Origin of the sequence: Arthrobacter sp. E44, from assembly GCF_041877125.1 — a bacterium.
Lineage (GTDB): Bacteria > Actinomycetota > Actinomycetes > Actinomycetales > Micrococcaceae > Arthrobacter.
Genome location: NZ_JBHDJA010000023.1, coordinates 21,069 through 44,775, shown reverse-complemented (window position 1 = coordinate 44,775; position 23,707 = coordinate 21,069). Strand labels below are relative to the sequence as shown.

Below are 23,707 nucleotides of genomic sequence, written 5' to 3'. Positions count from 1 at the left end.
GCGGATGGGCCGTGAGAGTATGAACGCATGAGCGATCCCAAAGACACTCAGGCAGCTGAGGACCTCCCGGTGGAAGGCACTCCCGTTGACGACGCGCAGGACTCGGTGCAGGATCCATCCGGGGACGGCAAGCCCCGGGGCAGCAACCTGCAGGACCTGGTGGACGAGCCCGCCAAGGTCATGCGGATCGGCACCATGATCCGCCAGCTCCTTGAGGAGGTGAAGTCGGCGCCGCTGGACGACGCCGCGCGTGGCCGGCTTGCTGCCATCCATGAGCGCTCGATCAAAGAGCTTGAGGACGGGCTGGCACCGGAGCTCGTGGCGGAACTGGACAGGATCAGCCTGCCCTTCTCCGACGAAGCCACGCCCTCGGACGCCGAGCTCCGGATCGCCCAGGCCCAGCTGGTGGGCTGGCTCGAGGGCCTCTTCCACGGTATCCAGACCGCCATCGCGGCCCAGCACGCCGCCCAGCAGCAGGCCGCCGCGCAGATGCAGATGCGCCAGCTGCCGCCCGGCACCATGATTGCGCCCGGCGTCGTGATTGGTGAGAACGGTGAGCCGCAGCGGGCACCGGCGGGCGCCCGCCCCGGCAGTGCCTCGCGGCCCAGCCCCCGTGATGAACCGGACCACGGTCCGGGGCAGTACCTCTAAGGTTGCGCTTGGGCTTTTTCAGCGCCGCCCGGCAGGGGCGCAAGGATGATGCGGAACTGGGCAAGGGGTTGTGGCGCCGCGCCCACGACCGCTTCCACAGGGGACTGGACCGCTTCCACCAGGTGCTCGAGGGCGTGGAGGATGACCAGCTGTACGCCGAACTGGTGGAGATTGCGAACGAACTCGCCGCCCTCCTGCACCGGGTGCGTGCGGTGTGCGTGGAGGCGCAGCGCCGTTCGCCCAGCGAAGGCCTGGACATACCTGCTGCCCTGGCCAACGTGCACCGGTCGTTGTCCAAGGCCGGAAACTCGCTGGCCACCACGGCCGAAGCCGCAGCGATGCTTCGGCTCGCCGTCGGTCCCGTGCCCGTGGGAGCGGCGTCCGTACGCCGCCGTGCCGAGGCCGTCTTCCAGCAGGTTGACGACGCCGAGAGGCAGCTTCGCGGGGAATAGCCGGCAGCCGCCGTTGGCAGCGGCGTGAAAATATTCCCGATTTGGTTGGGAATTTTGGGGTTACGCGGCTGGCTGACAAGCCGCGGATCCAGCGCGTTTCGTGGCGCTGTTTTGGCAGGATGAAACCATGACTCTTTCACCAACTTTGACTTTCAACGACGGAAACACGATTCCCCAGCTCGGCTACGGTGTGTGGCAGGTTGAGGACGACGTGGCTGAAAAGGTTGTCCGCCAGGCATTCGAAGCCGGCTTCCGCCACATCGATACGGCCAAGATCTACGGCAACGAGGCCGGCGTGGGCCGCGCCATCGCCAGCTCCGGCCTCTCTCCGGAGCAGATCTTCATCACCACCAAGCTGTGGAACGCGGACCAGGGGTACGAGTCAACCCTCGCCGCCTTCGAGGAATCCATGGACCGGCTTGGCCTGGAGACGCTGGACCTCTACCTGATCCACTGGATGCAGCCCAAGCAGGACAAGTACGTTGACACCTGGAAGGCGCTGATCGAGCTTCAGAAGCGCGGCCGGGTCAAGTCCATCGGCGTCTCCAACTTCACTGTCGAGGGCCTGCAGCGCATCATCGACGAAACCGGCGTGGTTCCCGCCATCCACCAGATCGAACTGCACCCCTACTTCAACCAGGGTGAACTGCGCGAGTTCGGAGCCTCCAAGGGCATCCTGACCCAGGCGTGGTCTCCGCTGGGCCAGGGTGGCGAGTTGCTGAATGATCCCACCATCGCGTCCATCGCCGCCAAGCACCAGGCCACACCCGCCCAGGTAGTCATCGCCTGGCACCTGGCGATCGGCAACGTGGTGATCCCCAAGTCCGTGACCGAGTCGCGCATCAAGGAGAACTTCGCAGCCCTTGAGGTGTCCCTGGACGCAGAGGATGTTGAAGCGATCAACAACCTTGACCGCACCGCCAGCGGCGAAGGCCGCATCGGTGCCGATCCCGCGGTTTCCGACTTCGCGTAACCCGCGACGGCGCGCCGCGCGCCGCCCGATGGGCACCCGACCCAGGCGGAGCGCGGAATCCAGCCAGAGTAAAAGCACCAGCCCGTGCTGCCGGCCATCGCCAGGCAGCACGGGCTGGTGCTTTTAATACCGCCGGGGCACGAACCTGGTTTAGGCAGCGGCCTGGATGTGCTCCACAGTGATGGCGTCCACCACGGCCCAGTTGTCTTCGCCGTGGCAGTGCCGGCAGGCGAAGCGCTCGGCCTCTTCGAGCGTCTCGAAGACCTCGGACCGGGACCGGCCACAGTCAGCGTCGAAGTACGTTACGTGAAATTCCTGCACAGCTTGGTTTTCCATGAATCCAGTGTGCAACCGGGGTCTGACATTCTTAGGAACCAGCCTCCGCGTGTTGGGATACGGACCCAAAGGTCAAGAACAACACTCCCCATGCCTGTAATTGCTTGAAGGGTTCCGCAACCCTGTCGGCCGGCTTCACATCACGCCCGGTCCAGACTGCGCAGTCGCAGATCTGAACGCTCAGATCCAAGGACTGTCCGGGTGGTCAGTTCCCTGCGGACGCACCGGGTTCCAGCGTGTACTGCTTGGGCAGCTTCAGGGATCGTTCTGCCAGCACTTCGCGCAGCCGGTTCGGGTAGTCGGTGATCAGGCCGTCAACACCGTCGTCCATGAGCTTGCGCATGGTGGGTTTATCATCGACGGTCCACGGAATGACCTGCATGCCCTTGGCGTGGGCGCGGTTCACCATATCGGCTGTCACGTAGGGCACGTAGCCGGGGTCGGTGACGGTTCCGTTCTGGGGAGTGCCGTGGACGGGGGAGATGGCGTCGAAACCCAGGGAGGCAGCAGCGTCCACCAGGTCCCCGCCGAAGTCGTCCGCGTCGATGCCGCCGAGCCAGGGTGAATTGCCCGGCTGTCCGGCCTGCAGGAAGTCCTTGTTGGTCAGCGCCACGGTCCGCATGCCGGGTTCGCGTTCCTTCACCAGGCGCAGCGAGCCCCAGTCGAAGCTCTCGATGGAGACGCGCTCCTCCATGTGGGCGGCCTTGATTTCGCGCAGGGCGACGTTCACGAACTGTTCGCGCGGAGCGGTTTGCTCTGGTGCCCCGGCTTCAACCTTGGTTTCGATATTGAACTTGACCTGGCTGGCACGGTAACGGTTGGCGAGGTCGAACACCTCGGCCAGGGTCGGCATCTTTGCGCCGGGGGACGCCTGCTGGCCGGGGAACTGGGGCAGCGTCAAGTAGCCGCAGTCCAGGCTGCGCACCTGATCGAAGGTGAGGTCCTTGATGTACTTGCCGACGTAAGGGTACGACGGGTCACCGGGGGTGACCGGGGCGGTGTCCCGGCACTTCTGGCCGTTGATCTTCCGGTCGTGGGTAATGACTTCCCGGCCGTCCTTGGTGATCTGCAGATCCAGTTCCAAGGTGCTCACGCCGCTCTCGATGCCCTTGGCGAAGGAAGCCAGCGTGGATTCGACGGTCAAGCCGATGCCGCCACGGTGCGCCTGGAGATCAAAATGGTTTTCTGTGCCGTTGGGGTTGGTATCGGCAGCTTGCGCCGGGAGGGCTGTTCCCAGGGCGAGGCCTGCGGTGATGGCTGCCGCGGTCAGCAGCTTGGTGTACTTCATGGTTCTCCAAAGTTTGTGATGTGTATATGTGGGGCCGGTGAAGGTTACGGCTTGCGGCCGGGCAGTACGACGAGAGCGTCGCCCACGGGGCGTTCGCCAGTGGCGTCGGAGGGCGAGCTCACGACGCGGCCGTCCTGGACCATGGTGGTGGATCCGCCGCCGTCGAGGTTCATGGCGTTGACCATTCCGAGGGAACGGGCGACGTCGGCTGATTCTTTGATGCTTAACCCAAGACTGGTGGTTTGGCGGCCGTCGGCGGTTACGATCAGGGTGCGGCCATGGGCGTCCGTGCCGGCGAAGGTGCGGGGGTTGCGCTTGTGGACCCAGCCGTAAAAGAAGCTGTTGCTGTCATTGGTGCGGACCATGCCGTCGCGGCGGGCGGTGACGTTGAGCCGGCCGTTTTGAACCAGGGTTGGGCCGCCGTTGACTACGTCCGTCGTGGAACCGGTCTTCAAGGTCTTGCCACCCTCGTCGAGCAGGTCGGTGCCGACTTTCAGCTTTGAACCAGGGACAGCCAGGGCAGCGAGTTTATCCGCGTCCGCTCCGATGGCCTGCAGGGTTTGTCCGCCGGAGGGGACGGCAGTGCCGCGGATGTGGTTCACGGAGGTAACGGTGCCATGGGCGTCAAGGAGGACTTCGAGTCCGGGCCCGGATGGCGTCGCGGGACCGAACTCGGGGGTGAAGGAGACGATTTCGTCCGCGTCCGTGCAGGTGAAGTCGTGCAGCGGCAGGTTGGTGGGGGTGTCGTCGGTGCCCCCGCAGTTGCGGATAAGCCCTGGGACCCGGTTGATTCCGTCCAGGGGAAGTTCTCCGGCCTGGCCAGGTACGGTGACGGAGCCGTGCCAGTGGAGGCGTTGGATGGAGGTGCTGTTCTTGTCTATGACTAACGAGGGCCGGTCGGCGACGGGTTCGCTGAGGATCTTTCCGTCGTGGACTGCCACGCCTGCGGGATCGCCCGGGGCTCCTGCCTGGGGATCCATGACGAAATAGCCGCCGTTCGTTGCCGCCAGGGCCCCCGCAGCGGCGGCGAGTGAGCTGGTGGTTTCACGCTCTTCGAGGTTAGGGCCGAACGTCGAGGTGAGGTCGCCGCGGAATTCCTTCGGGTCTATGGTCAGTACCTGCAGGTTCCAAGGGCCCCGGTCATCCTCGCTCGAGCCGGCATCACCGTCCCAGCCGGTGTAGATGACGGAGGATTTGTACCCGGCTGCCTTGATCCGGTCGACGGTGGGGGATCCGTCGGCCTTCACCGGGAACTGTCCGGCCCGGACCCGGTAGCCAAGGTCGCCGCCGGCGTCGGCCAGTTGCGGTGACTGGACGTGCTCCACCCGCGCAGTGATGCCGACCGCGTTAAGCTTGTCGGCAACTATCCGGGCTTGCGCCTGGGAGGACAGTGCAGAGGCCGGGGCGTCCGGGTCCGGGGAAACTGACGGGACAGCCACTTCAGCGGTCCAGAAGAAGCCCTGGTTGGGGGCGCCGCGGCTGATGGAGGTCTTGGTCAGCCCGGGGGCGAGGTCGGTCACGGTGCGGGTTTCGGGCAGGTCCTGCGCACCGAGGTCCAAGTGGTTGGGCGGCGACGCGGCGACGGTCTGCTGATCCGGAGCCGGAGTGGCGGGCGCCGCCGAGGTGGAGGCGCCGGCCGGGGCAAGGAAGACAAAGGGGAGGGACACAGCCAGCGCCGTGATGGCCGTACGGCTGTGCCGGGACGCGTACCTCGTGAGTACGCGTCCGGTAGTTTCGGAGCTCATTGTGGGGCCTCTTCAGGTTTGGGCTCAACAGGAGCTCTCAAGCTACTAGTCGGTAATTAACCTGTCGTGGCGGGCTGGTGAACTGCATCTTTCGGACGTAAATACTCCAAGCTGTCGGCTGCGGGGGGAGGATTCACCGGGCTGGACCGTTCCCCATGGCAGTTTCCCTGGCCTTCAGGGCCAGCGCGGCCAGTGACAGCATTGCCAGGCCTGCCCAGACGAGCGTTCCGCTCCAGATCTCGGGGGAGAAGCTGAGCGCACCGTCCCGGAGCGCCGCACCGGCGAAATAGGGTGCCCAAAAAACGACTGGGGAGAGGCCTGCCCCGGTCATCAACCTGCCGGGACGGTCCGGTGCCGGTCGCACCACCGCCCACACCACTCCCACCAGGACGGAGCCGGTGAGGGCCACCGGTAGCAGCCAGGCGTCCCGCAGTGCCACCATGACCTGCAGGGCTACAGAGGGGACCAGCGTCATGGCAGCAGGGATGACCGGATGCAGGCGCCACCGCAGCGACAACAGCAGGACGGGAACAAAGAGCACCACCGTGGAGACCAGGAAGGTCGCCAGCGAGATCATGATGCCCGCCGACGTCGGCCCCGTCACGGCCGGCGGCGTCCCGGCAGCGCTGGTGTATGTCTGAATGAGCCCGTGGCGGGCGAAGACCGCGAACTCCTGGAGGATGAAGGCCGCAACCATTCCGGCGAGCATGGCGCTGACGAATGCCGGCACCAGTCGGGGCCACGTCCTCCCGGGTGACTGCCACGCGGCCGAGAACGGTGCGGACAGGATAAGGAACCCGCCGGTGGCAAGCCCCAGATGGGAGGGACTGAACAGTGCGCTGATGTTCTGTTCGATGCCAAGCACGGAGTGCCAGGCAAAGTCCCCCACCCCCGAGGCCAGGAAAAGGGCCACCCCGGCCGCAGCAGAGCCGTAACCGGCGGGGACCGCTTCAGGCCACCGCGTGCCGGGTGCGTGCCGGCGCCACGTCAGGGACGCGATCCAGACGGCGCAGGCCGCGAAGCCTGAATACAGGATTGCGTGCCACGGGGTGAAGAACGTCTCGAGGTTGCGGAGGTTGTTATGGGCCCAGCCGTCGACATAGGTTCCAATGAGGAGCCAGACGCCGGCGGCCAGTGTGATGGCGTCCTCGAGGGCTGTGGTGGGGCGGCGAACTGCTGCCGGCGGAATCGCAAAGGCCTGGGCTGCTGCGGCGTCCATAGCTCCAGAGTAGGTCCCGTGAACGTCCTGCGGGAGAGGAGGCGTTTGGCTACCTTGTGCGCCCCTTAGTTGCTGCTTAGGCGGAGCACGCGTTCCTGCGCCAGCACCGCGGTGCGGTTGGCTTTGTCTGCCGCCCGCGCCGCCTGCTTCGCTTCGGCAGAGGTCGCCACAAGCCGCTTGCGCGATCGCTCCAGGCTTTCTTCGGCGGCCTTGAGCCGGCTCCGAAGCTCAACCGTTTCCTGCTGCAGCTGCGCAATGTCCGCCCTTGCCTGCTCCTCCTGGTCCTGCAGTTCACCGGCCAGGCGTGTCGCCTCCTCTTCGGCAGCCCGGGCTTCGGCAAGGGCCGCCTTTGCCTTTTCCAGCGCCGGCGGCGAGGCTGGCCGGGGTGTCTGCCGCACTGCCTCAAGCCGGGGCCTGGTGGGCTTTGGCTGGGAGGTGCGTTCCGCCGTCGTCCGTGTCCTCGCCGCTGCCTTTGCCTTCGGCGCGGAAAGGGGAGCATTTGCCGGGCGGGCAGACGTTGCCGGAGGAAGCAGCCCGGGGAGGGCCACCGCCCCCTCCAGGTCGACGTCGTTGACGCCGTCCGCGGACAGGACCTTCAGCAGCCGCCCGCTGCCCACTGCATTGGCTGCGCCCTCGTCCGCTGTCAGGGCCCGGAGGGTCTCCTCGACTTCGGAGGCCATTGCGTCACTGATGGAACGGCCCTGCTCCCGGGCAACGGACCGGGCGATGTCGACGGCGTCAGCCAGCATGGTGCGGCGCTCCCGGCCCAGTTCGCGCAGGGCGGGAGCGTCGAGTGACGCCTGCGCGGCCCGCATGCGGGCCCCGAGGTCGCTGAGCCCGTCCAGCACGTCCGGCCGGGTCCGGGCAAGCATGTTCAGGGCCCATGCGGCTACGGACGGCTTGGGCAGGCCGCGGACTGTTGCAGCCAGGCCCTTGTCCTGGCGCGCAACCTCCTTGGCGGCGGTCGTTCGGGCCGCGACGAAGTCGTCCAGCGGCCCGGCGTAGAGCCGGTCCGCAATGTCCGCCAGGGCTGCGTCATCCATGCCGCCATCTTAGGTGCCGGGAGGGGCGGGCTTCTTAACGTTCCCCCGCCCGGACCGGGACAAGACGCACGCCACAACGTCCCGGCACACCACCCTGTTACTCGACCGCCGGGAGGGGTATGTTGCACGAATGGACGATTCATATCAGGTCATCGTGGTTGGCGGCGGTTTTGCCGGAAAGACGGCGGCTGAGGAGTTGGGCCGCAAGGGCGTCCGGGTGTTGCTGCTCGATGCCAACAATTACCAGCAGTTCCAGCCGCTCCTCTACCAAGTGGCCGCATCCCAGATCGGGGTTTCGGCGGTCACCCGGCCGCTCCGGTCCGAGTTCCGCAAGATCAACAACGTCCGCGTCCTGACGGCGGAGGTCACCGCCATCGATGCGGCCAACCGCACGGTCACCACCGCCGACGGCTCAAGTTACCGGTCCCGGGTCCTGGTCATCGCCACGGGGGCGGTGCCAAACTTCTTCAACACCCCCGGCGCCGATGAGCATGCCTACCCCCTGTACTCGGTGGCGGACGCAACGCGGCTCAGCGCCGCCATCACTGCCGTCATGGACGAGGCAGACCGGGAACCCTCGGTAAACGCCGACGTGATTGTGGTGGGCGGTGGCCCAACCGGGGTGGAGACCGCCGGCGCACTGGCAGAGAACGTTAAGTACCTTGTGCCGAAGTACTTCTCGCCCGGGCTGGCCGCCCGGTGCCACGTTCACCTGGTGGACATGGTTCCCAACGTGCTGGCTGCTTTCTCGGAAAAGTCGCAGGCGTACGCGCGGGACCGGCTGACAAAACTGGGTGTCCAGCTACATATGGGCACCGCGGTGGGGGACGTCCGGCCTGACGGGGTGACGCTCAAGGACGGGACTGTCATCCCTGGACGGATCGTCGTGTGGGCCGGCGGCCTGCAGGCGGGGCGGATCATCACCGAGTCCGGGTTGAAGCAGGGCAGGGGTGGCAGGGTGGACGTGCAACCAGACCTGACAGCCCCTGACCTCGAGGGTGTCTATGTTCTGGGCGACTCGGCGAACATCACCGACGCTGATGGGAACAAGCTGCCGCAGCTTGGGTCCGTGGCACAGCAGTCGGGCAAGTGGGCGGCACGCAACATCTATGCGGACCTTACCGGCGGCGTGCGGGAGCCTTTCCGCTACTGGGACAAGGGCTACATGGCGATGGTGGGACGCGGCGCAGCCGTGGCGGAACTCGGCCGCCGGCGCCTGCAACTGCAGGGCCCGCTGGCGTTCGTTTCGTGGCTGGCAGTGCATCTTGCCCTGTTGCCTGGCTTCCAGCAGAAAGTCCGGGCGCTGTTCTCCTGGGCCAATGGCTACGTAACCCACAGCCCTGCCCAAGTGGTGGTGGGCAGGCCGGACTAGCTACCTGCCCGCCCCCTCCTGCCTGCTCGGGCCTGTTTTCGCGCCGCCCGGGCGAACCGCCGTCGTTAGCTCTTCCCGAAACCAACCAGCCGGCCCGCCACAGTCCACCCGGATGCCTCATAGGGGCCGGCAGCGTCCGCCTCAACCACCATGTGCAGGTACTCGGCGCCGTGGAGAAAAGCCTCCTCTGCCATGGCGGCGAAGAGCCCGCGCTCAAACGTCTCCTTTTCCGGCCCTTCCGGGACTTCCGTGATGGCCACCGCGGCGAAGTCGTCCCGCACCTGGACACGGCCCCGGGCCACCGGGCTGTCAAAGACGGTGATTTCGACGGCGTCGTAGGTTTCCATGGGTGCCAGGGCCACCTGGGAGTTTTCCGGCAGTTGCACTCCCGTATTCAACTCCGCCGTGGGGGCCATAAGCAGAATCCTCTCTGACACCCGGGCGAGACCACCGGGGGCCAGGTCACCAGCATTTCCAGCGTCAGCGCAAAGCAGGGTCAGGCTCGCGCCCTCACCTGCTGCCTTGGCGGCAAGCTCCTCCGCATCACCACCTGCCCAGCCCGCCACATACTCCTGTCCTTGGGGCTCATCTCCTGTGCCTCCCCCGACGACGAACCCGGCGTTCACAGCTTCTGCGGAGCGTCCGTGAAGGTCTGCCCAAGCAGGGAGCCATCCGATGGCAGGAGTGTTGTGCTGTTCCGGCATGAGCAATTCCTAACGTTTGGCTGCGGTCGGACCGCGGTCCAGCCGCCCGTTGCTGGACAGGGCTTTCCTGTCAACGTATCGGATCAGCACGCAGCCCGCCACCAGCACGGGGGGTGCCGTCAGGGCAGGTGGGTGAAGGACATTCCGGCTGCCAGCAGCTTGTCCACCGCCTGCTTTACGCCTTCCGCCGTTCCACTGTTGGGATGGTTGCCGTGGCAGATGACCACGTCGCCTGGCCGGGCCTTTCCCACCTCTTTGGCGACGACGGCGGCTGGAAACGTTGCGCCGCCGTCGCCATTGATGCTGAAGCCTGCCGCTTTCACTCCCAGCGCGCCGAGGATGTCCACAGCGACGTCGTCCATGTAGGCGGTGCCCGGGCGGAAGTATCTGGGGCGCTTGCCCGTGATGCCGGCCAGGACGCCGTCATTCGGCATGATCTCGTCGTAGACCTCGCCGGCGTTCTTTGTGCCTGGGATTCCATAGGCGGTGTTGCCGGTCGTGGACAACGGCTTATGCGAGGTCCCGTGGTTGGCAACTTCGAAAAGTGGATCTGCTGCCAACTGCCGGGCCGTGGCGGGGTTGGCCGTGACCCACCGCGAGTTCAGGAAGAGCGTGGCCGGAACGTGACGCTGGCGCAGGGCATCGACGAGCGCCTGGTCATAGCCGCTGCCGCCGGAACCGCCGCAAAAGTCGAAGGTGAGGGCGATGCCCTGGGGGCCGGACGGCAGCCGCGTCAGGACGCCGGGAGCCTCCAGGCCCCAGTAGTGGGGCTGGTGCTTCCCGTAGGTGTCGACGATCTGCGCGCGTGAAGGTACGGGCGGTGGCGGTGGCGTGGCAGGCGCGGGTGCAGGCTCGTCACCGTCGGGGCCTGTATCCATCACCGGGGAGGCGACCGGGTCTGCCCCACCGCTGTCCCGGGCGCTGCCTTGCGTTTCCGAGGGCTTCGAACGGGACTGCAGGTCGGGAACGGCGGCCGACAATGTGAGCACTGCTGCCAGCAGGACCGTCCTGCGGCCGGGGCCCTTGCCGTCCTGGCCCAGGTGCCGGGGCGCGTTCGGTTCCACGGTCAAGCCCCCCGCCGGGGCTTGGCTGCGGCAGGGGTCCGGTCAGCTTCCGTGCAGCAACCGGAGGTGGCACATGCCGTACGGCGGCTGCCCGTCGGACAGGCAGTGGTGCAGGCCGTGGCGCCCGGAACGGCGGCCTGAAAGCGGGGAGTCACTCCGGGATGATACCTTGGCTGCCTTGCCGTTTCCTGAACCTCGATGGATAGCCGGAGCGGCGGGCGTAATAATCAGTCGTCGCGGGCAAAAAGACACCGTCTATCCCACGTGGATCCCGGGACGCCGACGGGGATCGGGTTCGTTCCGCCGGAGGATTTCGCGGACCACTGGGGGAGTATCGCCCTGACCCAGGAGCAAGTAGCGCATCAGGTGTGCCAGCGGGTTGCCTTCAGACCACTCGAAGTAGGCATGCGGAATCACACCCGTGGCATCGCGCAGTGCCAGCAGGATGGCTGCGATGGCATTGGGTGCGGCGGGACTCTGCACGCGGAGCACCCTGTGGTGCCCTACCTCGACGCCCCTGACAGCCAGCACCTTGCTGAATCCCGAGGGGTCGGTGACGTCAATCTCAAGGAAGATGACGTCGGCAGTCCAAGGGGTTGGGTTGCTGTCGTCCTGGTCTGCCGTCTTCTGGTCATATTCGGCGACGTCGCGCGCCTGCGGTTTGTTCGCTATCAGGGTCAGCCGCCCGTCGTAGTCCAGGGACTCCTTGATGAACCGGCGCGCAGCCGCATCGAATTCGATCCTGTCGACGCGGAGTTCGGTGGTCCTGCTGACCCTTGATACGAGTGACACGGTGATAATGCCGAGGATAAAGAAGCCGGAAATGGTGATGCCGTCCGGCTTTTCGAGCACATTGGCCGCCAGTGCATAGAGCATCACCAGTGTCAGCACGCTGAAGCCGGTTGCGGCTCCGCGGTGTTTCCTTTGGATCGTCGAGATCGTCACCGCTATGGCTCCGGAAACCATCATCACAAGGATTCCTGTTGCGTAGGCGCCGGCCTGGGCGTTGACGTCCGCCTTGAACCCCACGGTGATCAGGATGCTGACCGTGGTGTAGACGAGCACAACAGGCCGGACTGCGCGCGACCATTCGGGTGCCATGCCATAGGACGGAAGATAGCGCGGGACGATGTTGATCAGCCCAGCCATCGCCGACGCCCCCGCGAACCAGAGGATAAGGATGCTGCTGATGTCATACACGGACCCGAAACCGCTGCCCAGGCGTTCGTGGGCCAGATATGCGAGGGCACGGCCATTGGCCGGCCCGCCCGGCTGGAATGCTTCGCTGGGAATTAGGACGGTGGTCACGAAACTGCTGCCGATCAGGTAGACGCTCATGATCAGTGCCGCAGTGGTCAGCAGCTTGCGGGTGTTTCGGATCCGCCCCCGCAGCTTCTCTTCACTCGTGGCGCCTGTGGAGGCGATCAAGGGCATCATGCTGACCCCTGTTTCGAAACCCGACAGCCCCAGGACCAGCAGGGGAAAGGCCAGCAGCGCAGGTCCTGCAATGCCGCCCGAACCGGTTCCCTGGGCGGTCAACGCCCCGCTCCATGAATTCAGCAGCGCGGGATCGGCGACGATGTCAGCGATGCCTGAACCGATAACGACGCCGTTCAGCAGCAGGAAGACCCCGACAAGCGGTATAGCGACGGCGACAGCCTCGGAGAAGCCCAGCAGGAACACTCCGCCAAGGATCACCAGCAGCAGCACGGTTATGGGTACGGCCTGGCCCTTGAGGGCGGGCGGAAGGAAGGGATTTTCGAGCAGGTGGACGGTGGCATCGGCTGCGGAAAGCGTGATGGTGATGATCCAGGATGTGGCTACGAACCCGAGCAGCACCAGGACAAAGATCTTGCCCCGCCAGAAGGGCAGCAGCTTTTCAAGCATGGCCACTGAGCCCTGCCCATGGGGGCTTTCAGCGGCCACCCTGCGATACATGGGCAGCATGCCCAAAAGAGTCAGCGCGACAATCAGCAGTGTCGCCAGCGGAGACAGCGCACCCGCAGCAAGAGCGGCGATTCCGGGCAGGTAGGACAATGTAGAGAAGTAGTCAACGCCGGTCAGGCACATAACCTTCCACCAGCTTTGCTGTCCCTCTTCCCGCTCAGGGGCTTCGAGGCCTTCAGGTTGGTGGACGCGGTTTTCAAGCAGCCAACGGACGAGGGGCCCGTGGGGCGTGGCATCGTGCGAGGGGCGGGGAACGCTTTCGGGTACGGAGTGCTGGATAGATGCAGTCATGGAACATCTCCCCTCTGCTGGTCCCGGCATAAGCGGCAGCCTTCATGGGGTGGCCCCTGCCCGTAACCGGCGAGATTAGCACCGGCATGGGACGGGGCGGGAAGGAGCGGGATAATCTTGACGCTTTCTTAACGCCGGGCCTTTGCATGGCCACCCTGCAGCCGGTTGTCCGCGGAGGTCCGGCCGGAGATTGAGACTTAAGGCCCTGTGCCCTCCAGCAGGTCCGGCGTTTACTAGTGGGTTGGGGCGGGCGGAGTGCCCGCCGCAGAGCCTGGGGCTCTGCTCGTTAGATCAGGGAGACAGCAGCCGGCTATGAATCTCAAAGACCGTTGGAGCCGCCTCGACCCGGCCACCAGGAAGTGGTTGACCGACAACCCGGGATGCCAGATCCTGCCGAGGACGATTGTCGCGGTAATTTCCAAGGAAACCGGGGAGAACTTAGCAACGGGGCAGCACGGTGAAGCAGCCATATCCCGCGAGGACCAGGCGTTTATCCGGTCCAAAGCGGACGGTGTACCAGGAGCCCAGGCAGACCATTAACCAGCGAAAAACCCCGGAAACCCCTGGAACCAGGGGCTGTCCCGGGTTTATCCCGAGCTTCCTATCAGAATCGAACTGATGACCTTTTCATTACGAGTGAAACGCTCTACCGACTGAGCTAAGGAAGCACCGCACAAAATCCCCGGCAGAACCGGGCGCCTCATGCAAGAGTCAACTGTAATAGAGTCTCCTCGCCCCGGTCAAAATGGGGCGCGCGGCGGCTGCCGGGGCGGTCAACAGACCGTATTGTCGGCCGGCACCTTGCCGCCCACCAGGTAGTTGTCCACCGAATCCTCCAAGCAGCTGTTGGCACGGCCGTAGGCGGTGTGTCCTTCACCCCTCCACGTCAGCAGGGAGGCGTTGCCCAGCTGCTTGCGCAGTGAGGCTGCCCAGTCAACGGGGGTTGCGGGGTCGCCTGTGGTCCCGATGACCACGATGGGGGAGCCACCGCTGTATTCCACAGGTGCCGGGGTGCGGAGGTTCTCGTAGGGCCAATCCGCACAGGTGGTCCCGCCGTAGGCAAAGAAGTAGCCGAGGGTGGGGGAGTCCTGCTCCAACCGCTTCTCTTCGGCGCGCATGCCTGCGGCATCCGACACCATGGGGTAGTCCAGGCAGTTGATCGCGTTGAAGGCGAACGTTGAATTGGAGGTGTACTTTCCGTCGGAGCCGCGGTCCGCGCCCAGGTCGGCCAGCCGGAGCATGAGGCTCACGTCTCCGGACAACGCCGCCTCCAGCGCCTGCGTGAGGGCCGGCCAGCTTTGGTCGTTGTAGAGCGGGGTGATCAGGCCGCTGACGAACATGGTGGCATTGACCAGGCGGCCGTCCTTGGCCGTGCGGGGAGTCTGCTGCACAGCGTTGATCAGGTCCCGGATCTGCTGCACTCCGGAATCGACATCACCGCTCAGGGGGCACTTGCCCTGCTTCTGGCAACTGGCAACGTAGCTGTGGAGCGCTTTTTCGAAGGCCCGGGCCTGGCCGCTGGTCAGGTCCTCATTGCTGATGGACGGGTCCAAAGCCCCGTCGAGGACCATGCGACCCACGTTGTCCGGGAAGAGTGAGGCGTAGGTGGAGCCCAGGAACGTGCCGTAGGAGTAGCCAAGGTAGTTCAGCTTGGTGTCGTTCACCACGGCCCGGAGTACGTCCAGGTCCTTGGCGGCGCTGACGGTGTCGATGTGGCCAAGGACCGGGCCGGTTTGCGCCGCGCACTGGTCAGCGATCGCCTTGTTGTCGGCCAGCGCCGCGGCCAGTCCGGCGTCGGTTTCGAGGGCATAGACCTTGGCACGGGCCGCGTCACGTTCTGCGTCGGTCATGCAGGTTACGGGAGCGGAGCGCTTGACGCCGCGCGGATCAAAGCCGACGAGGTCGTAGGCGTTGCGTACGCCGGCTGAAAAGTGGGTTGCGGCTGCGTCCTTGATGAAGTCGTAGCCGGAAGCGCCCGGGCCGCCGGGGTTGACCAGGAGGCTGCCGGTTTTCTTTCCGGTGCTGGACGCCCGCAAAGCGGCAAGCTGGATGGTGTCGCCGCCAGGATTGGCATAGTCCAGGGGGACGGTCACCTTGGCACATTGAAATTCCCCTTCGCAGGGCTGCCATACGACTTCCTGCGAGTAGAACTTTTCCAGGCCCGCGGGGGCGGACGCCACGATCGAGGGGTCGGCCTTGGCAGTGGCCGCCTCCGGGGGGTTCTTGTCGCCGCTGTTGAGGAGACTGCACGAGGCCAGGACCACGGCCAGGGCCATTGCTCCCGCGGCTCGGACTGCAACCGCCAGGGACCTGTGGGGTGCGGACAGGGGGCGGGCAGTCATCGGGTCTCCTTGGAGGGCTGGATCAGGCTGGCCGCCATGGACTCGATGGTCAGAAGCGGGGCAACGTTGGTTGTGGTGATGCGTTCGCGGGCTTTGTTAATGGCGTCCATGCGGGCCAGGGTGATCTCAGGAGTGCTGCGGGCGGCGAACTCTTCCAGCTCCCTCCTCAGCTCAACGTTGACCAGTTCCACGGCGTTCCCGAGTTGGATGATCAGCACATCGCGGTAGAAGGAAAGTAAATCGGTGAGCGTACGGTCCAGGGAGTCCGTGATGGATCTCTTGGCCCGCCGTTTCTGGTCGTCTTCGAGCTGTTTCAGCTGGCTGCGCATGGCCGGGGGCAGGGCTCCCGATTCGGGCGCTCCCAACGTTGCAAGGAGGGAGGCCTTCTCCGCTGCGTCCCGCTCCTCGTTGGAGCTGTTGGCCTCGGCGGTGGCGATCTTCACCAGCTTGTCCGCCATCATGACCGCGGCTGTGACGCCGCGGAGGCCGAGCGGAAAACGGACCGTTTCCAGCCGGCGTTCCCTTGCCGCTGGATCCCTGGCCAGCCGGCGGGCAATGCCTACATGGCTCTGCGCTACCCGGGCTGCCTGCTCCGCAAGGGCAGGGTCCACACCGTCACGCCGCACCAGCAGGGCTGCAACGTCCGAGGCCGGCGGCAGCCGTAAAGCGACGCTACGGCAGCGGGAGCGGATGGTGACCAGGACGTCGGCGGGGGACGGCGCGCAAAGCATCCAGACAGTCCGCGGCGTGGGTTCCTCGATGGCTTTGAGCAGTACGTTGGTGGTCCGCTCGGCCATGCGGTCGGCGTCCTCCACGACGATGATCCGCCAGCGCCCTGACGATGGCCGGTTACCTGCCGCCGCCACCAGTTCCCGGGCCTCATCGATGGTGATGGTGACCTTTTCGGTGCGCACGAACGTCACATCCGAATGGGTTTCACCCAGGATCGTGTGGCACGCCTGGCACTGCCCGCAGCCACGGAGGCCGACGTCCTCCTGGTCGCAGTTCAGTGCGGCGGCGAAGGCCTTGGCGGCGTTCGAGCGGCCGGAACCCGGCGGCCCCGTGAACAGCCAAGCGTGCGTCAGGCTTTCGCCGCTTGCGGCCTGGCGCAGTTGTTCGACGACGGCGGGCTGGCCCTGGAGGTCATCCCAGACGGTCACGCGCCACCGCCGTCGCCCGCTGCAGGTACCGCCCCTTGCGGTGCGTGGGCATGCGCTGCGAGGGGCGGCGCATCAAGCAAGGTTTCCACGCGGGCCAGGATCTGCGCAGCCAGGTCGTCAACCGGGAGGTGGGCAGGGAGGACCAGGTACGACGCGGGGCGGGCCGCCGCGAGGTCCAGGAAGGCGCCCCGGATCCGCGTGTGGAACTCGTCAGCTTCGGATTCAAGTCGGTCTTCGGCTGCCTGGCCTGCAGTGCGGCGCCGCCGGCCAAGCTGGGGGTCAACATCCAGGAGGACCGTAAGGTGCGGCTGCAGACCGGACGTGGCCCACTCGTTGAGGGACTGGACGGCGTCCTGGCCGAGTTTGCGGCCGGCCCCCTGGTATGCCACCGAAGAGTCGATGTAGCGGTCGGTCAGCACAATCTCGCCACGGCCAAGTGCCGGGCGGATAACCTGGGCGGCGTGGGCGGCGCGGGAAGCCGCGAAAATGAGGGCTTCCGTATGGGCGTCAATCTCGCCGTTGCCGTGATCCAGTACCAGCGAGCGCAGCTTTTCCCCAATGGGCGTGCCGCCGGGTTCACGGGTGCGCAGCACCGTGTGGCCCCGGGACTCCAGCGCGGCGGCAAGGCGGGCCGCCTGGGTGGACTTGCCGGCGCCATCGCCACCTTCGAACGCGATGAATAATCCGGCCTTCTGTTTGTTCACTTCTTAAGCCTACCGAGGCAGGCGGACATTTCCGGCTTCCACCCAGTGCCTGTGCAGGACAGGTGGAGGGGGCGCCGCCCACAAAACGTCACTGCTTTGACGTTGGATCAAACAGGAACAGTACGCTTTTCACCATGAGTCTTTCCGAGCACCAAGCCGCGTCCCTGTCACCCGAGACCGTGGTGGTGGCGGCCGGGCGGCCGCCGCGGGAAAGGGACCAGCCGGTCAACCCTCCCATCACCCTTTCCTCCACCTATTTCGGCACGGGCACCCTTGGTGATGGCGACCGGGGATACGGCCGCTATTCCAACCCCACCTGGGACCCCTTCGAGGAGGCCTTGGGCCAGCTGGAAGGATCCGAGTTGCCCGGCCTGCTGTACGCATCGGGCCTCGCCGCGGTCAGTTCTGCGTTGTCGCTGATCCCCGCAGGGGGAGTCCTGGTTATGCCCAACCACAGCTACTCCGGCTCGCTGGTGATGGCCTCCGAACTCGCCCAAAAGGGCTTCATCGAGCTCCGGACCGTGGATATTGCCGATACGGATGCCGTTCAAGCAGCCCTGGCCCCTAAGGGACCGTCCGCGAAGGCCGCGGCCATGCTGTGGCTCGAAAGCCCCACCAACCCCATGCTCGGAATTGCCGACATGTCCGCCGTTGCAGAGGCCGCCCATGCCGCCGGCGCAATCGTCGTTACGGACAACACTTTCTCCACCCCCTTGGTGCAGCAGCCCCTGTCGCTGGGATCCGACGTCGTCCTCCACTCGGTGACCAAGTACCTGGCCGGGCATTCCGACGTTGTCCTCGGCGCGCTCGTCACCTCCAACCCGGACATCCGCGCCGCGCTCCTCCACCACCGGATCATCCACGGTGCTATTGCCGGACCCTTTGAAGCATGGCTGGCCCTGCGCGGCCTTCGGACCCTTGCGTTGCGCGTCGAGCGGTCCCAGGAGTCATCCATGGTCCTGGCGGAACGCCTTGCGGCGCACCCCGCCATCGAATCGATCCGCTTCCCCGGCCTCAGCACCGACCCCGGGCACGTCCGCGCCAAGGAGCAGATGAAGGGGTTCGGCTCCATCATCTGTATCCAGGTGGCGCCATCCGCAGGACTCAGCGGCGCCGACGCCGCTGACAAACTCGTGCAGGCACTGGAACTCTGGCTGCCTGCCACGTCCCTGGGCGGGGTGGAATCCCTCATCGAGCGCCGGCGCCGGCACTCGGCCGAACCCACCAGCGTGCCTGAGAACCTGGTGCGCCTTAGCGTAGGGGTGGAAAACGTTGAGGACCTCTGGGCTGACCTTAAGCAGGCGCTGGACACGCTGGGCGGCTAGGCTGGGTTTGTGGACGGTCGAATAATCATCGCGCTCGTAGAGCAGGCAGTGTTCTTCATCCTTGGCCTGGTGGCCTTGGGGCTTGAGCTGTGGGCGTTTGTGGACTGCCTCCGCCACCGGCCCAACGCCTTCGAAGCTACCGGAAAGCGGACCAAAACCTTCTGGCTTGCCCTCACCGGCGGTGCCACCGCCGTGGGCCTGATCTCGCTGCTGGGCACCGGTGGAGGCATCTTCAGCACCCTCGGCCTGTTCGGGCTGGCCGCTGTCGTGGCAGCCTCCGTCTACCTGGCCGACGTCCGGCCTGCAGTGAAAGACGCCGGCCGGGGCGGCAGCCGCAACATGGGCCCCTACGGCCCCTGGTGATCCCACCGGCGCCGGCCCATTCAACGGCTGACCGCATGATGTAAGGGCATCACTGCCTCCCAATCCACCGTCAGCTCACCCAGCCGCCACCTGGCCGGCCCGTCCTGGACCGGCCAGCCCGCTGCGCGCAGGCTCCGGCACATGCCTACCCAGCGCTGCCGGTTACCAAATGAGGCCAGCGCCGCGCTCTCAAGCCACGACCGGTCCATTGCCTGCATGAAAGCGTGCACCGGTTCACCGGGGACGTTGCGGTGGATCAGGGCTTTGGGCAGCCGCTCGGCCACGTCGGATGGCAGGTCGAAGCTCCCAAAGCGGACCGAGATGCTGAGGGACAGGGGCCGGTCCCGGTCCAGAGCCACCCACGTCACGCGCCGCCCAATCTCGTCACACGTGCCGTCGACGAACAGGCCGTCCGGAGCCAATCGTTCCTGCACCAGCCGCCAAATGCCCGGGACGTCAGCTTCCTCGTACTGCCGCAGGACGTTGAAGGCCCGGACCAGGACAGGGCGACCGGAAACAGGCAGCTCAAAGCCGCCGACGTGGAACGTCAGTCCGGGACGCTGCAGCGGAAGCGCCGCCCGGACGCGCTCCGGCTCGATCTCGATCCCGCAGACGCGTACGTCGGGCCGGATCACGGCGAGCCTTTCATGAAGTTCGACGGCGGTGGCCGGCGTTGCGCCATAGCCCAGGTCCACCACGAGCGGCTCGGGTGCCCTCCTCAGCCGCCACGCCTGCGGTCCTGCCAGCCAGCGGTCCAGCCGGCGCATCCGGTTGGGGTTGGTGGTGCCGCGGGTGACGTTGCCCACCGGCCGCCCCTTCCTGGCGGCGGAGGACCTGCCGGAAAGTTGCGGGGCATTGACCCGCTCAGCCTTTTGAACCACCGCACAACCCTATCTTCGCCGGCCGAGGTTTGTGAGCGCGGTTGCGGGCCGGCCTTGTAACGCTGGGCGGGCGGCAACACTGCTCGGCTAGGATGAAAATCATGACTTACAAGCTGATTCTGCTGCGCCACGGCCACAGCGAATGGAACGCCAAGAACCTGTTCACCGGCTGGGTGGACGTTGACCTGAACGACCAGGGCCGTGCGGAAGCAGCGCGCGGAGGTGAGCTGCTGGTGGAGAACAACATCCTCCCTGACATCCTCTACACCTCCCTGCTGAAGCGGGCCATCAACACGGCCAACATCGCACTGGACAAGGCCGACCGCGGCTGGATCCCCGTCAAGCGCGACTGGCGCCTGAACGAACGCCACTATGGCGCGCTGCAGGGCAAGGACAAAGCCCAGACCCTGGCCGAGTTCGGTGAAGATCAGTTCATGGAATGGCGCCGCTCCTACGACACCCCGCCGCCGCCCCTGTCCGATGACTCCGAGTTCTCGCAGGCCCACGATCCCCGCTACGCGGACCTGGGCGACGCCCTCCCGCGCACCGAGTGCCTGAAAGACGTCCTGGTGCGGCTCCTGCCCTACTGGGAATCGGACATCAAGGAAGACCTCAAGGCCGGGAAGACCGTCCTGGTCACCGCGCACGGCAACTCGCTGCGCGCACTGGTCAAGCACCTGGACGGCATCAGCGATGAGGCCATCGCCGGGCTGAACATCCCCACGGGCATCCCGCTGGTGTACGAACTGGACGAAAACTTCCAGCCGATCAAGCCCGGCGGCACCTACCTCGATCCCGAGGCCGCCGAGCAGGCCATCCTGGCCGTCGCCAACCAGGGCAAAAAGTAAGACTTCGCGGTTCTTCGCCGGGTGCTCGGTCGTTCCTCCCTTAGGCGCACTCCGGCCGAAGAACGCGCTGCGTCAAAGGTGAAACGACGACGGCGGCTGGTCACCTCAGGTGACCAGCCGCCGTCGTCGTTCTACTGGGCTTAGCTGTGCTCGGTGGCGTTCGGCTGCCAGGCGCCCGTGACCAGGTAGGTCACCTTCTGGGCAACGGAAACTCCGTGGTCAGCGAACCGCTCAAAGTAACGGCTGGCCAGGGCCACGTCCACGGTGGTGGCGGGGGAGCCTGACCAATCGGGTGCCGCGATGGCCTTGAAGACGCTCAAGTGCAAATCGTTGATGGCGGTGTTGGCCTTGAGGATGTCCCGGGCCACCTCAAGGTCACGGCTCTCCAGGAGGACGGTCAGCTTGTCAGCGATTTCCTGGTCCAGTTCGGCCATTCGGTTGAACGTGTCCGTCATGGATTCCGGAATAACCGTGGAGGGGTACCGGAGGCGGGCCAGCTGGGCGATGTGGCGGGCCAGGTCGCCCATGCGCTCGAGGGAGGCGCTCATCCGGAGGGAACCTACGATCATGCGCAGGTCGCTGGCGACTGGACCCTGCAGCGCCAGAATGTCGATTGCCCGCTCATCCAGGCTGTTCTGCAGGAAGTCAATGCGCGCATCCGCTGCGATGACGTCCTGGGCGAGGTCCACGTCCGCTACCTGGAAGGAGGTAGTGGCCTTGGCCATCGCTTCGCTGACCAGCCGGGAAATCTCCACCAGCTGGTCACCGACCTGGGTGAGCTCTTCCTGAAAAACCTTACGCACGTAGGCGTCCTTTCCTTGGAACTCCCGCCGGCCGCTCCAGGGCAGCAGGAATCGTGTCGCCGTTGGGCGCTCTAACCAGCAACTCTGGCATCGTCCGGTGAACGATTATGCCCACACAGATGAACGTTAGTTGAACCGTTTGCCGGATGGCTCCGAAGACGGCGGACGGCTCCAGGCAAGAGCATAAAGTGGAGCTGTGGATCCTATGCTCATTGGTCTGGTCGCCGGCCTTATCGGCCTGGCGCTTGGCACGTTCGGCGTGCTTGCCTACCGGGTCAGCGAGAAGCAGCGTGAGCTGCTGGACGTCGAACCCGAGGAGCCTGCGCTGCCGGCCGGTGCAGCGGAGGTGCTTGCCGTCGTCGGACGTGCCTTTGTGGTGCTGGACGACGTGGATGGTGTGGTCCGTGCCAGCCCCGCAGCCTACGCCTACGGCCTGGTCCGAGGGCATACTGTGGTCCACAAGGAACTCCTGGACATGACGGCAGGGGTCCGGCGGGACGGCGTCATCCTGGAAAAGCAACTGGAGCTTCCGCGGGGACCGCTGGGGCAGGGGACCATCATCGTCCAGGTCCGGGCAGCCATGCTGGGCGAGGAATACATCCTCCTCCTCGCTGATGACCGCACTGAGATCACCCGGACCGAAGAGATCCGCAACGACTTCGTCGCCAACGTGTCGCACGAACTGAAAACCCCGGTGGGCGCCATCTCGCTGCTGGCCGAGGCACTCGAATCCTCCGCCGATGACGAGGAAGCCGTCCGGCGCTTCGCCAAGCGCATGCACAAGGAATCGGCCAGGCTGGCCGCCCTGGTCCAGGACATCATCGAACTTTCCCGCCTGCAGGGCGCCAGCATGATCCAGCAGGGCGGACCCGTGGACATTAACTCGGTTATTGCCGAGGCCGTGGATCGGTCACAGCTTCCCGCGGAGAGCAAGAACATCAGCATCGTGGTGGGCGGACGAACCAACGGCAAGGTGTTCGGCGACCAGGACCTCCTGGTAACGGCCCTGCGGAACCTCATTGACAACGCCATCCGCTATTCACCCCCCAACACCCGGGTCGGCATCGGCGTGCGTTCCAGGGAAGGCCTGGTCTCGATTTCCGTGACCGACCAGGGGGAGGGGCTCAGCCCCGAGGAGCAGGAGCGCGTCTTCGAGCGCTTCTACCGGGTGGACGCGGCACGGTCCCGCCAGACCGGCGGTACAGGCCTGGGCCTGAGCATCGTCAAGCACGTGGCCTCCAACCATGGCGGTGAAGTGACGCTGTGGTCCCAGCCCGGGCAGGGATCCACCTTTACCCTCCGGCTGCCCGAAATGGAAGGGCAGGAGGGCGACGGCGGTCCTTCAGTTCCGGGAGCGCCGGCAGTGTTGGCGGCGCAGGTGCGGGAGACACCCGGGCAACCAACTCTGACCCAAGTACCCCGCGCCGCCGGCGCACCAGAACCGGGCGCTACAGAACAAGGAGCCAACGCTTGAGCAGGATTTTGATTGTGGAGGATGAGGAATCGTTCAGCGATCCCTTGTCCTATTTGCTGGGTAAAGAAGGGTTCGAGGTGGAGGTGGTGGACAACGGACTGGACGCCATCACCGAATTCGACCGCAACGGCGCCGACCTGGTGCTGCTCGACCTGCAGCTTCCGGGCCTCTCCGGCACCGAGGTGTGCCGCCAGCTGCGACAGCGCTCCAGCGTCCCCGTGATTATGCTGACCGCAAAGGACTCCGAGATCGACAAGGTAGTGGGCCTGGAGCTTGGCGCAGATGACTACGTGACCAAGCCGTACTCGTCCCGCGAACTGGTGGCCCGGGTCAGGGCCGTGCTGCGGCGCCAGGGTGAGCCGGAAGAGCTGATCTCGTCCACGGTCCAGGCCGGACCTGTCCGCATGGATATCGAGCGGCATGTGGTGAGCGTGGGGGGCGAGCAGGTCCTGCTTCCGCTGAAGGAATTCGAACTCCTGGAGATGCTCCTGCGCAACTCGGGCAGGGTTCTGACCCGGGGCCAGTTGATCGACCGCGTGTGGGGCTCCGACTATGTGGGCGACACCAAGACCCTGGATGTCCACGTGAAGCGGCTCCGCGGCAAGATCGAGCCCGATCCCTCCGCCCCGCGCTACCTGGTGACTGTCCGCGGCCTCGGTTACAAGTTCGAACCCTAAACGGGACGGACAGCGGCACAACAAAAGGGAGGAACCCAGTGGGCT

At 65.7% G+C, this 23,707-nt stretch carries 22 protein-coding genes and 1 tRNA gene; 9 read left to right on the top strand and 14 right to left on the bottom strand.

The features are described from left to right. Positions 1-27 precede the first annotated feature (27 nt). From ACETK3_RS17705 to ACETK3_RS17695, 3 genes are all read left to right on the top strand, one after another. Positions 28-651 carry a bacterial proteasome activator family protein gene (locus ACETK3_RS17705; protein ID WP_237429843.1) on the top strand — a complete coding sequence of 208 codons (624 nt, stop codon included), beginning with the start codon at positions 28-30 and terminating at the stop codon, positions 649-651. Positions 652-659: 8 nt separating this feature from the next. After that, positions 660-1,103: a hypothetical protein gene (locus ACETK3_RS17700; protein WP_236801082.1), complete on the top strand. Its 444-nt coding sequence runs from the start codon at positions 660-662 to the stop codon at positions 1,101-1,103. A gap of 127 nt (positions 1,104-1,230) precedes the next feature. Continuing rightward, positions 1,231-2,076 (top strand): aldo/keto reductase, encoded by an 846-nt coding sequence (locus ACETK3_RS17695; RefSeq protein ID WP_236801083.1) that lies wholly within the window; start codon positions 1,231-1,233, stop codon positions 2,074-2,076. A 150-nt stretch (positions 2,077-2,226) separates the two neighbouring features. On the opposite strand, the gene ACETK3_RS17690 is transcribed toward ACETK3_RS17695, so the two are convergent. The 5 genes from ACETK3_RS17690 to ACETK3_RS17670 all read right to left on the bottom strand — a co-directional run bounded on the left by ACETK3_RS17690 (position 2,227) and on the right by ACETK3_RS17670 (position 7,707). Further along, the gene (locus tag ACETK3_RS17690; RefSeq protein WP_236801084.1) at positions 2,227-2,412 is read right to left on the bottom strand and encodes a hypothetical protein; all 186 of its coding nucleotides are present in this window, start codon (positions 2,410-2,412) and stop codon (positions 2,227-2,229) included. Positions 2,413-2,617: 205 nt separating this feature from the next. Beyond that, a complete protein-coding gene (locus ACETK3_RS17685) occupies positions 2,618-3,700 on the bottom strand; it encodes a glycerophosphodiester phosphodiesterase (RefSeq protein WP_237429844.1) in 1,083 nt (360 codons plus the stop codon). Positions 3,701-3,744: 44 nt separating this feature from the next. After that, positions 3,745-5,445: a phosphodiester glycosidase family protein gene (locus ACETK3_RS17680; RefSeq protein ID WP_237429845.1), complete on the bottom strand. Its 1,701-nt coding sequence runs from the start codon at positions 5,443-5,445 to the stop codon at positions 3,745-3,747. 133 nt (positions 5,446-5,578) lie between these two features. Beyond that, positions 5,579-6,664 carry a hypothetical protein gene (locus ACETK3_RS17675; RefSeq protein WP_237429846.1) on the bottom strand — a complete coding sequence of 362 codons (1,086 nt, stop codon included), beginning with the start codon at positions 6,662-6,664 and terminating at the stop codon, positions 5,579-5,581. A gap of 65 nt (positions 6,665-6,729) precedes the next feature. Next, entirely contained in the window at positions 6,730-7,707 is a 978-nt protein-coding gene (locus ACETK3_RS17670) for a hypothetical protein (RefSeq protein WP_237429847.1), read from the bottom strand. 130 nt (positions 7,708-7,837) lie between these two features. Here ACETK3_RS17670 and ACETK3_RS17665 point away from each other — a divergent pair, with 130 nt between their 5' ends. Beyond that, the gene (locus ACETK3_RS17665; RefSeq protein WP_236801089.1) at positions 7,838-9,079 is read left to right on the top strand and encodes an NAD(P)/FAD-dependent oxidoreductase; all 1,242 of its coding nucleotides are present in this window, start codon (positions 7,838-7,840) and stop codon (positions 9,077-9,079) included. Between the two features lie 65 nt (positions 9,080-9,144). Here the strand turns inward: ACETK3_RS17665 and ACETK3_RS17660 are convergent, their stop codons facing one another. The 7 genes from ACETK3_RS17660 to tmk form a co-directional block, all read right to left on the bottom strand. After that, entirely contained in the window at positions 9,145-9,783 is a 639-nt protein-coding gene (locus ACETK3_RS17660; RefSeq protein WP_236821237.1) for a hypothetical protein, read from the bottom strand. Between the two features lie 119 nt (positions 9,784-9,902). After that, a complete protein-coding gene (locus ACETK3_RS17655; protein ID WP_236821238.1) occupies positions 9,903-10,847 on the bottom strand; it encodes a polysaccharide deacetylase family protein in 945 nt (314 codons plus the stop codon). A 255-nt stretch (positions 10,848-11,102) separates the two neighbouring features. Beyond that, on the bottom strand, positions 11,103-13,085 hold the full coding sequence (locus ACETK3_RS17650; protein ID WP_237429848.1) for an amino acid transporter: 1,983 nt from the start codon (positions 13,083-13,085) through the stop codon (positions 11,103-11,105). Between the two features lie 595 nt (positions 13,086-13,680). Continuing rightward, positions 13,681-13,753: transfer RNA gene (locus tag ACETK3_RS17645), tRNA-Thr, on the bottom strand. Positions 13,754-13,858: 105 nt separating this feature from the next. Further along, positions 13,859-15,427, bottom strand: a complete 1,569-nt coding sequence (locus ACETK3_RS17640) for an alpha/beta hydrolase (protein WP_236821240.1) — start codon at positions 15,425-15,427, stop codon at positions 13,859-13,861. Beyond that, a complete protein-coding gene (locus ACETK3_RS17635) occupies positions 15,424-16,587 on the bottom strand; it encodes a DNA polymerase III subunit delta' (protein WP_236821241.1) in 1,164 nt (387 codons plus the stop codon). Before ACETK3_RS17635 ends, ACETK3_RS17640 begins: the two co-directional genes overlap by 4 nt. After that, the gene (gene tmk, locus ACETK3_RS17630) at positions 16,584-17,291 is read right to left on the bottom strand and encodes a dTMP kinase (RefSeq protein ID WP_237429850.1); all 708 of its coding nucleotides are present in this window, start codon (positions 17,289-17,291) and stop codon (positions 16,584-16,586) included. The genes ACETK3_RS17635 and tmk overlap by 4 nt, the downstream gene beginning before the upstream one ends. 134 nt (positions 17,292-17,425) lie before the next feature. Between tmk and ACETK3_RS17625 the strand changes: the two genes are divergently transcribed. Both ACETK3_RS17625 and ACETK3_RS17620 read left to right on the top strand, forming a co-directional pair. Further along, positions 17,426-18,616, top strand: coding sequence for a PLP-dependent aspartate aminotransferase family protein (locus ACETK3_RS17625; protein ID WP_373993266.1), 1,191 nt, complete (start codon positions 17,426-17,428; stop codon positions 18,614-18,616). A gap of 9 nt (positions 18,617-18,625) precedes the next feature. After that, positions 18,626-18,979, top strand: a complete 354-nt coding sequence (locus ACETK3_RS17620) for a DUF2516 family protein (protein ID WP_236821244.1) — start codon at positions 18,626-18,628, stop codon at positions 18,977-18,979. A 20-nt stretch (positions 18,980-18,999) separates the two neighbouring features. Here the strand turns inward: ACETK3_RS17620 and ACETK3_RS17615 are convergent, their stop codons facing one another. Continuing rightward, positions 19,000-19,860 carry a class I SAM-dependent methyltransferase gene (locus ACETK3_RS17615; protein ID WP_236821245.1) on the bottom strand — a complete coding sequence of 287 codons (861 nt, stop codon included), beginning with the start codon at positions 19,858-19,860 and terminating at the stop codon, positions 19,000-19,002. A gap of 101 nt (positions 19,861-19,961) precedes the next feature. Here ACETK3_RS17615 and ACETK3_RS17610 point away from each other — a divergent pair, with 101 nt between their 5' ends. Next, on the top strand, positions 19,962-20,708 hold the full coding sequence (locus ACETK3_RS17610; protein WP_236801099.1) for a phosphoglyceromutase: 747 nt from the start codon (positions 19,962-19,964) through the stop codon (positions 20,706-20,708). Between the two features lie 140 nt (positions 20,709-20,848). On the opposite strand, the gene phoU is transcribed toward ACETK3_RS17610, so the two are convergent. Then, the gene (phoU, locus tag ACETK3_RS17605; protein ID WP_236801100.1) at positions 20,849-21,511 is read right to left on the bottom strand and encodes a phosphate signaling complex protein PhoU; all 663 of its coding nucleotides are present in this window, start codon (positions 21,509-21,511) and stop codon (positions 20,849-20,851) included. Between the two features lie 205 nt (positions 21,512-21,716). Between phoU and ACETK3_RS17600 the strand changes: the two genes are divergently transcribed. Both ACETK3_RS17600 and ACETK3_RS17595 read left to right on the top strand, forming a co-directional pair. After that, positions 21,717-22,985 carry a sensor histidine kinase gene (locus ACETK3_RS17600; protein WP_373993270.1) on the top strand — a complete coding sequence of 423 codons (1,269 nt, stop codon included), beginning with the start codon at positions 21,717-21,719 and terminating at the stop codon, positions 22,983-22,985. Continuing rightward, a complete protein-coding gene (locus ACETK3_RS17595; protein ID WP_056330255.1) occupies positions 22,982-23,662 on the top strand; it encodes a response regulator transcription factor in 681 nt (226 codons plus the stop codon). Before ACETK3_RS17600 ends, ACETK3_RS17595 begins: the two co-directional genes overlap by 4 nt. The last annotated feature ends 45 nt before the right edge of the window (positions 23,663-23,707 follow it).

What these genes read in the sequence shown, in the direction of transcription:
- ACETK3_RS17705 (WP_237429843.1), top strand. Translation starts at nt 28, where the DNA reads ATGAGCGATCCCAAAGACACTCAGGCAGCTGAGGACCTCCCGGTGGAA.
- ACETK3_RS17695 (WP_236801083.1), top strand. Translation starts at nt 1,231, where the DNA reads ATGACTCTTTCACCAACTTTGACTTTCAACGACGGAAACACGATTCCC.
- ACETK3_RS17690 (WP_236801084.1), bottom strand. Translation starts at nt 2,412, where the DNA reads ATGGAAAACCAAGCTGTGCAGGAATTTCACGTAACGTACTTCGACGCT.
- ACETK3_RS17685 (WP_237429844.1), bottom strand. Translation starts at nt 3,700, where the DNA reads ATGAAGTACACCAAGCTGCTGACCGCGGCAGCCATCACCGCAGGCCTC.
- ACETK3_RS17680 (WP_237429845.1), bottom strand. Translation starts at nt 5,445, where the DNA reads ATGAGCTCCGAAACTACCGGACGCGTACTCACGAGGTACGCGTCCCGG.
- ACETK3_RS17675 (WP_237429846.1), bottom strand. Translation starts at nt 6,664, where the DNA reads ATGGACGCCGCAGCAGCCCAGGCCTTTGCGATTCCGCCGGCAGCAGTT.
- ACETK3_RS17670 (WP_237429847.1), bottom strand. Translation starts at nt 7,707, where the DNA reads ATGGATGACGCAGCCCTGGCGGACATTGCGGACCGGCTCTACGCCGGG.
- ACETK3_RS17665 (WP_236801089.1), top strand. Translation starts at nt 7,838, where the DNA reads ATGGACGATTCATATCAGGTCATCGTGGTTGGCGGCGGTTTTGCCGGA.
- ACETK3_RS17660 (WP_236821237.1), bottom strand. Translation starts at nt 9,783, where the DNA reads ATGCCGGAACAGCACAACACTCCTGCCATCGGATGGCTCCCTGCTTGG.
- ACETK3_RS17650 (WP_237429848.1), bottom strand. Translation starts at nt 13,085, where the DNA reads ATGACTGCATCTATCCAGCACTCCGTACCCGAAAGCGTTCCCCGCCCC.
- ACETK3_RS17640 (WP_236821240.1), bottom strand. Translation starts at nt 15,427, where the DNA reads ATGACTGCCCGCCCCCTGTCCGCACCCCACAGGTCCCTGGCGGTTGCA.
- ACETK3_RS17625 (WP_373993266.1), top strand. Translation starts at nt 17,426, where the DNA reads ATGAGTCTTTCCGAGCACCAAGCCGCGTCCCTGTCACCCGAGACCGTG.
- ACETK3_RS17610 (WP_236801099.1), top strand. Translation starts at nt 19,962, where the DNA reads ATGACTTACAAGCTGATTCTGCTGCGCCACGGCCACAGCGAATGGAAC.
- ACETK3_RS17600 (WP_373993270.1), top strand. Translation starts at nt 21,717, where the DNA reads ATGCTCATTGGTCTGGTCGCCGGCCTTATCGGCCTGGCGCTTGGCACG.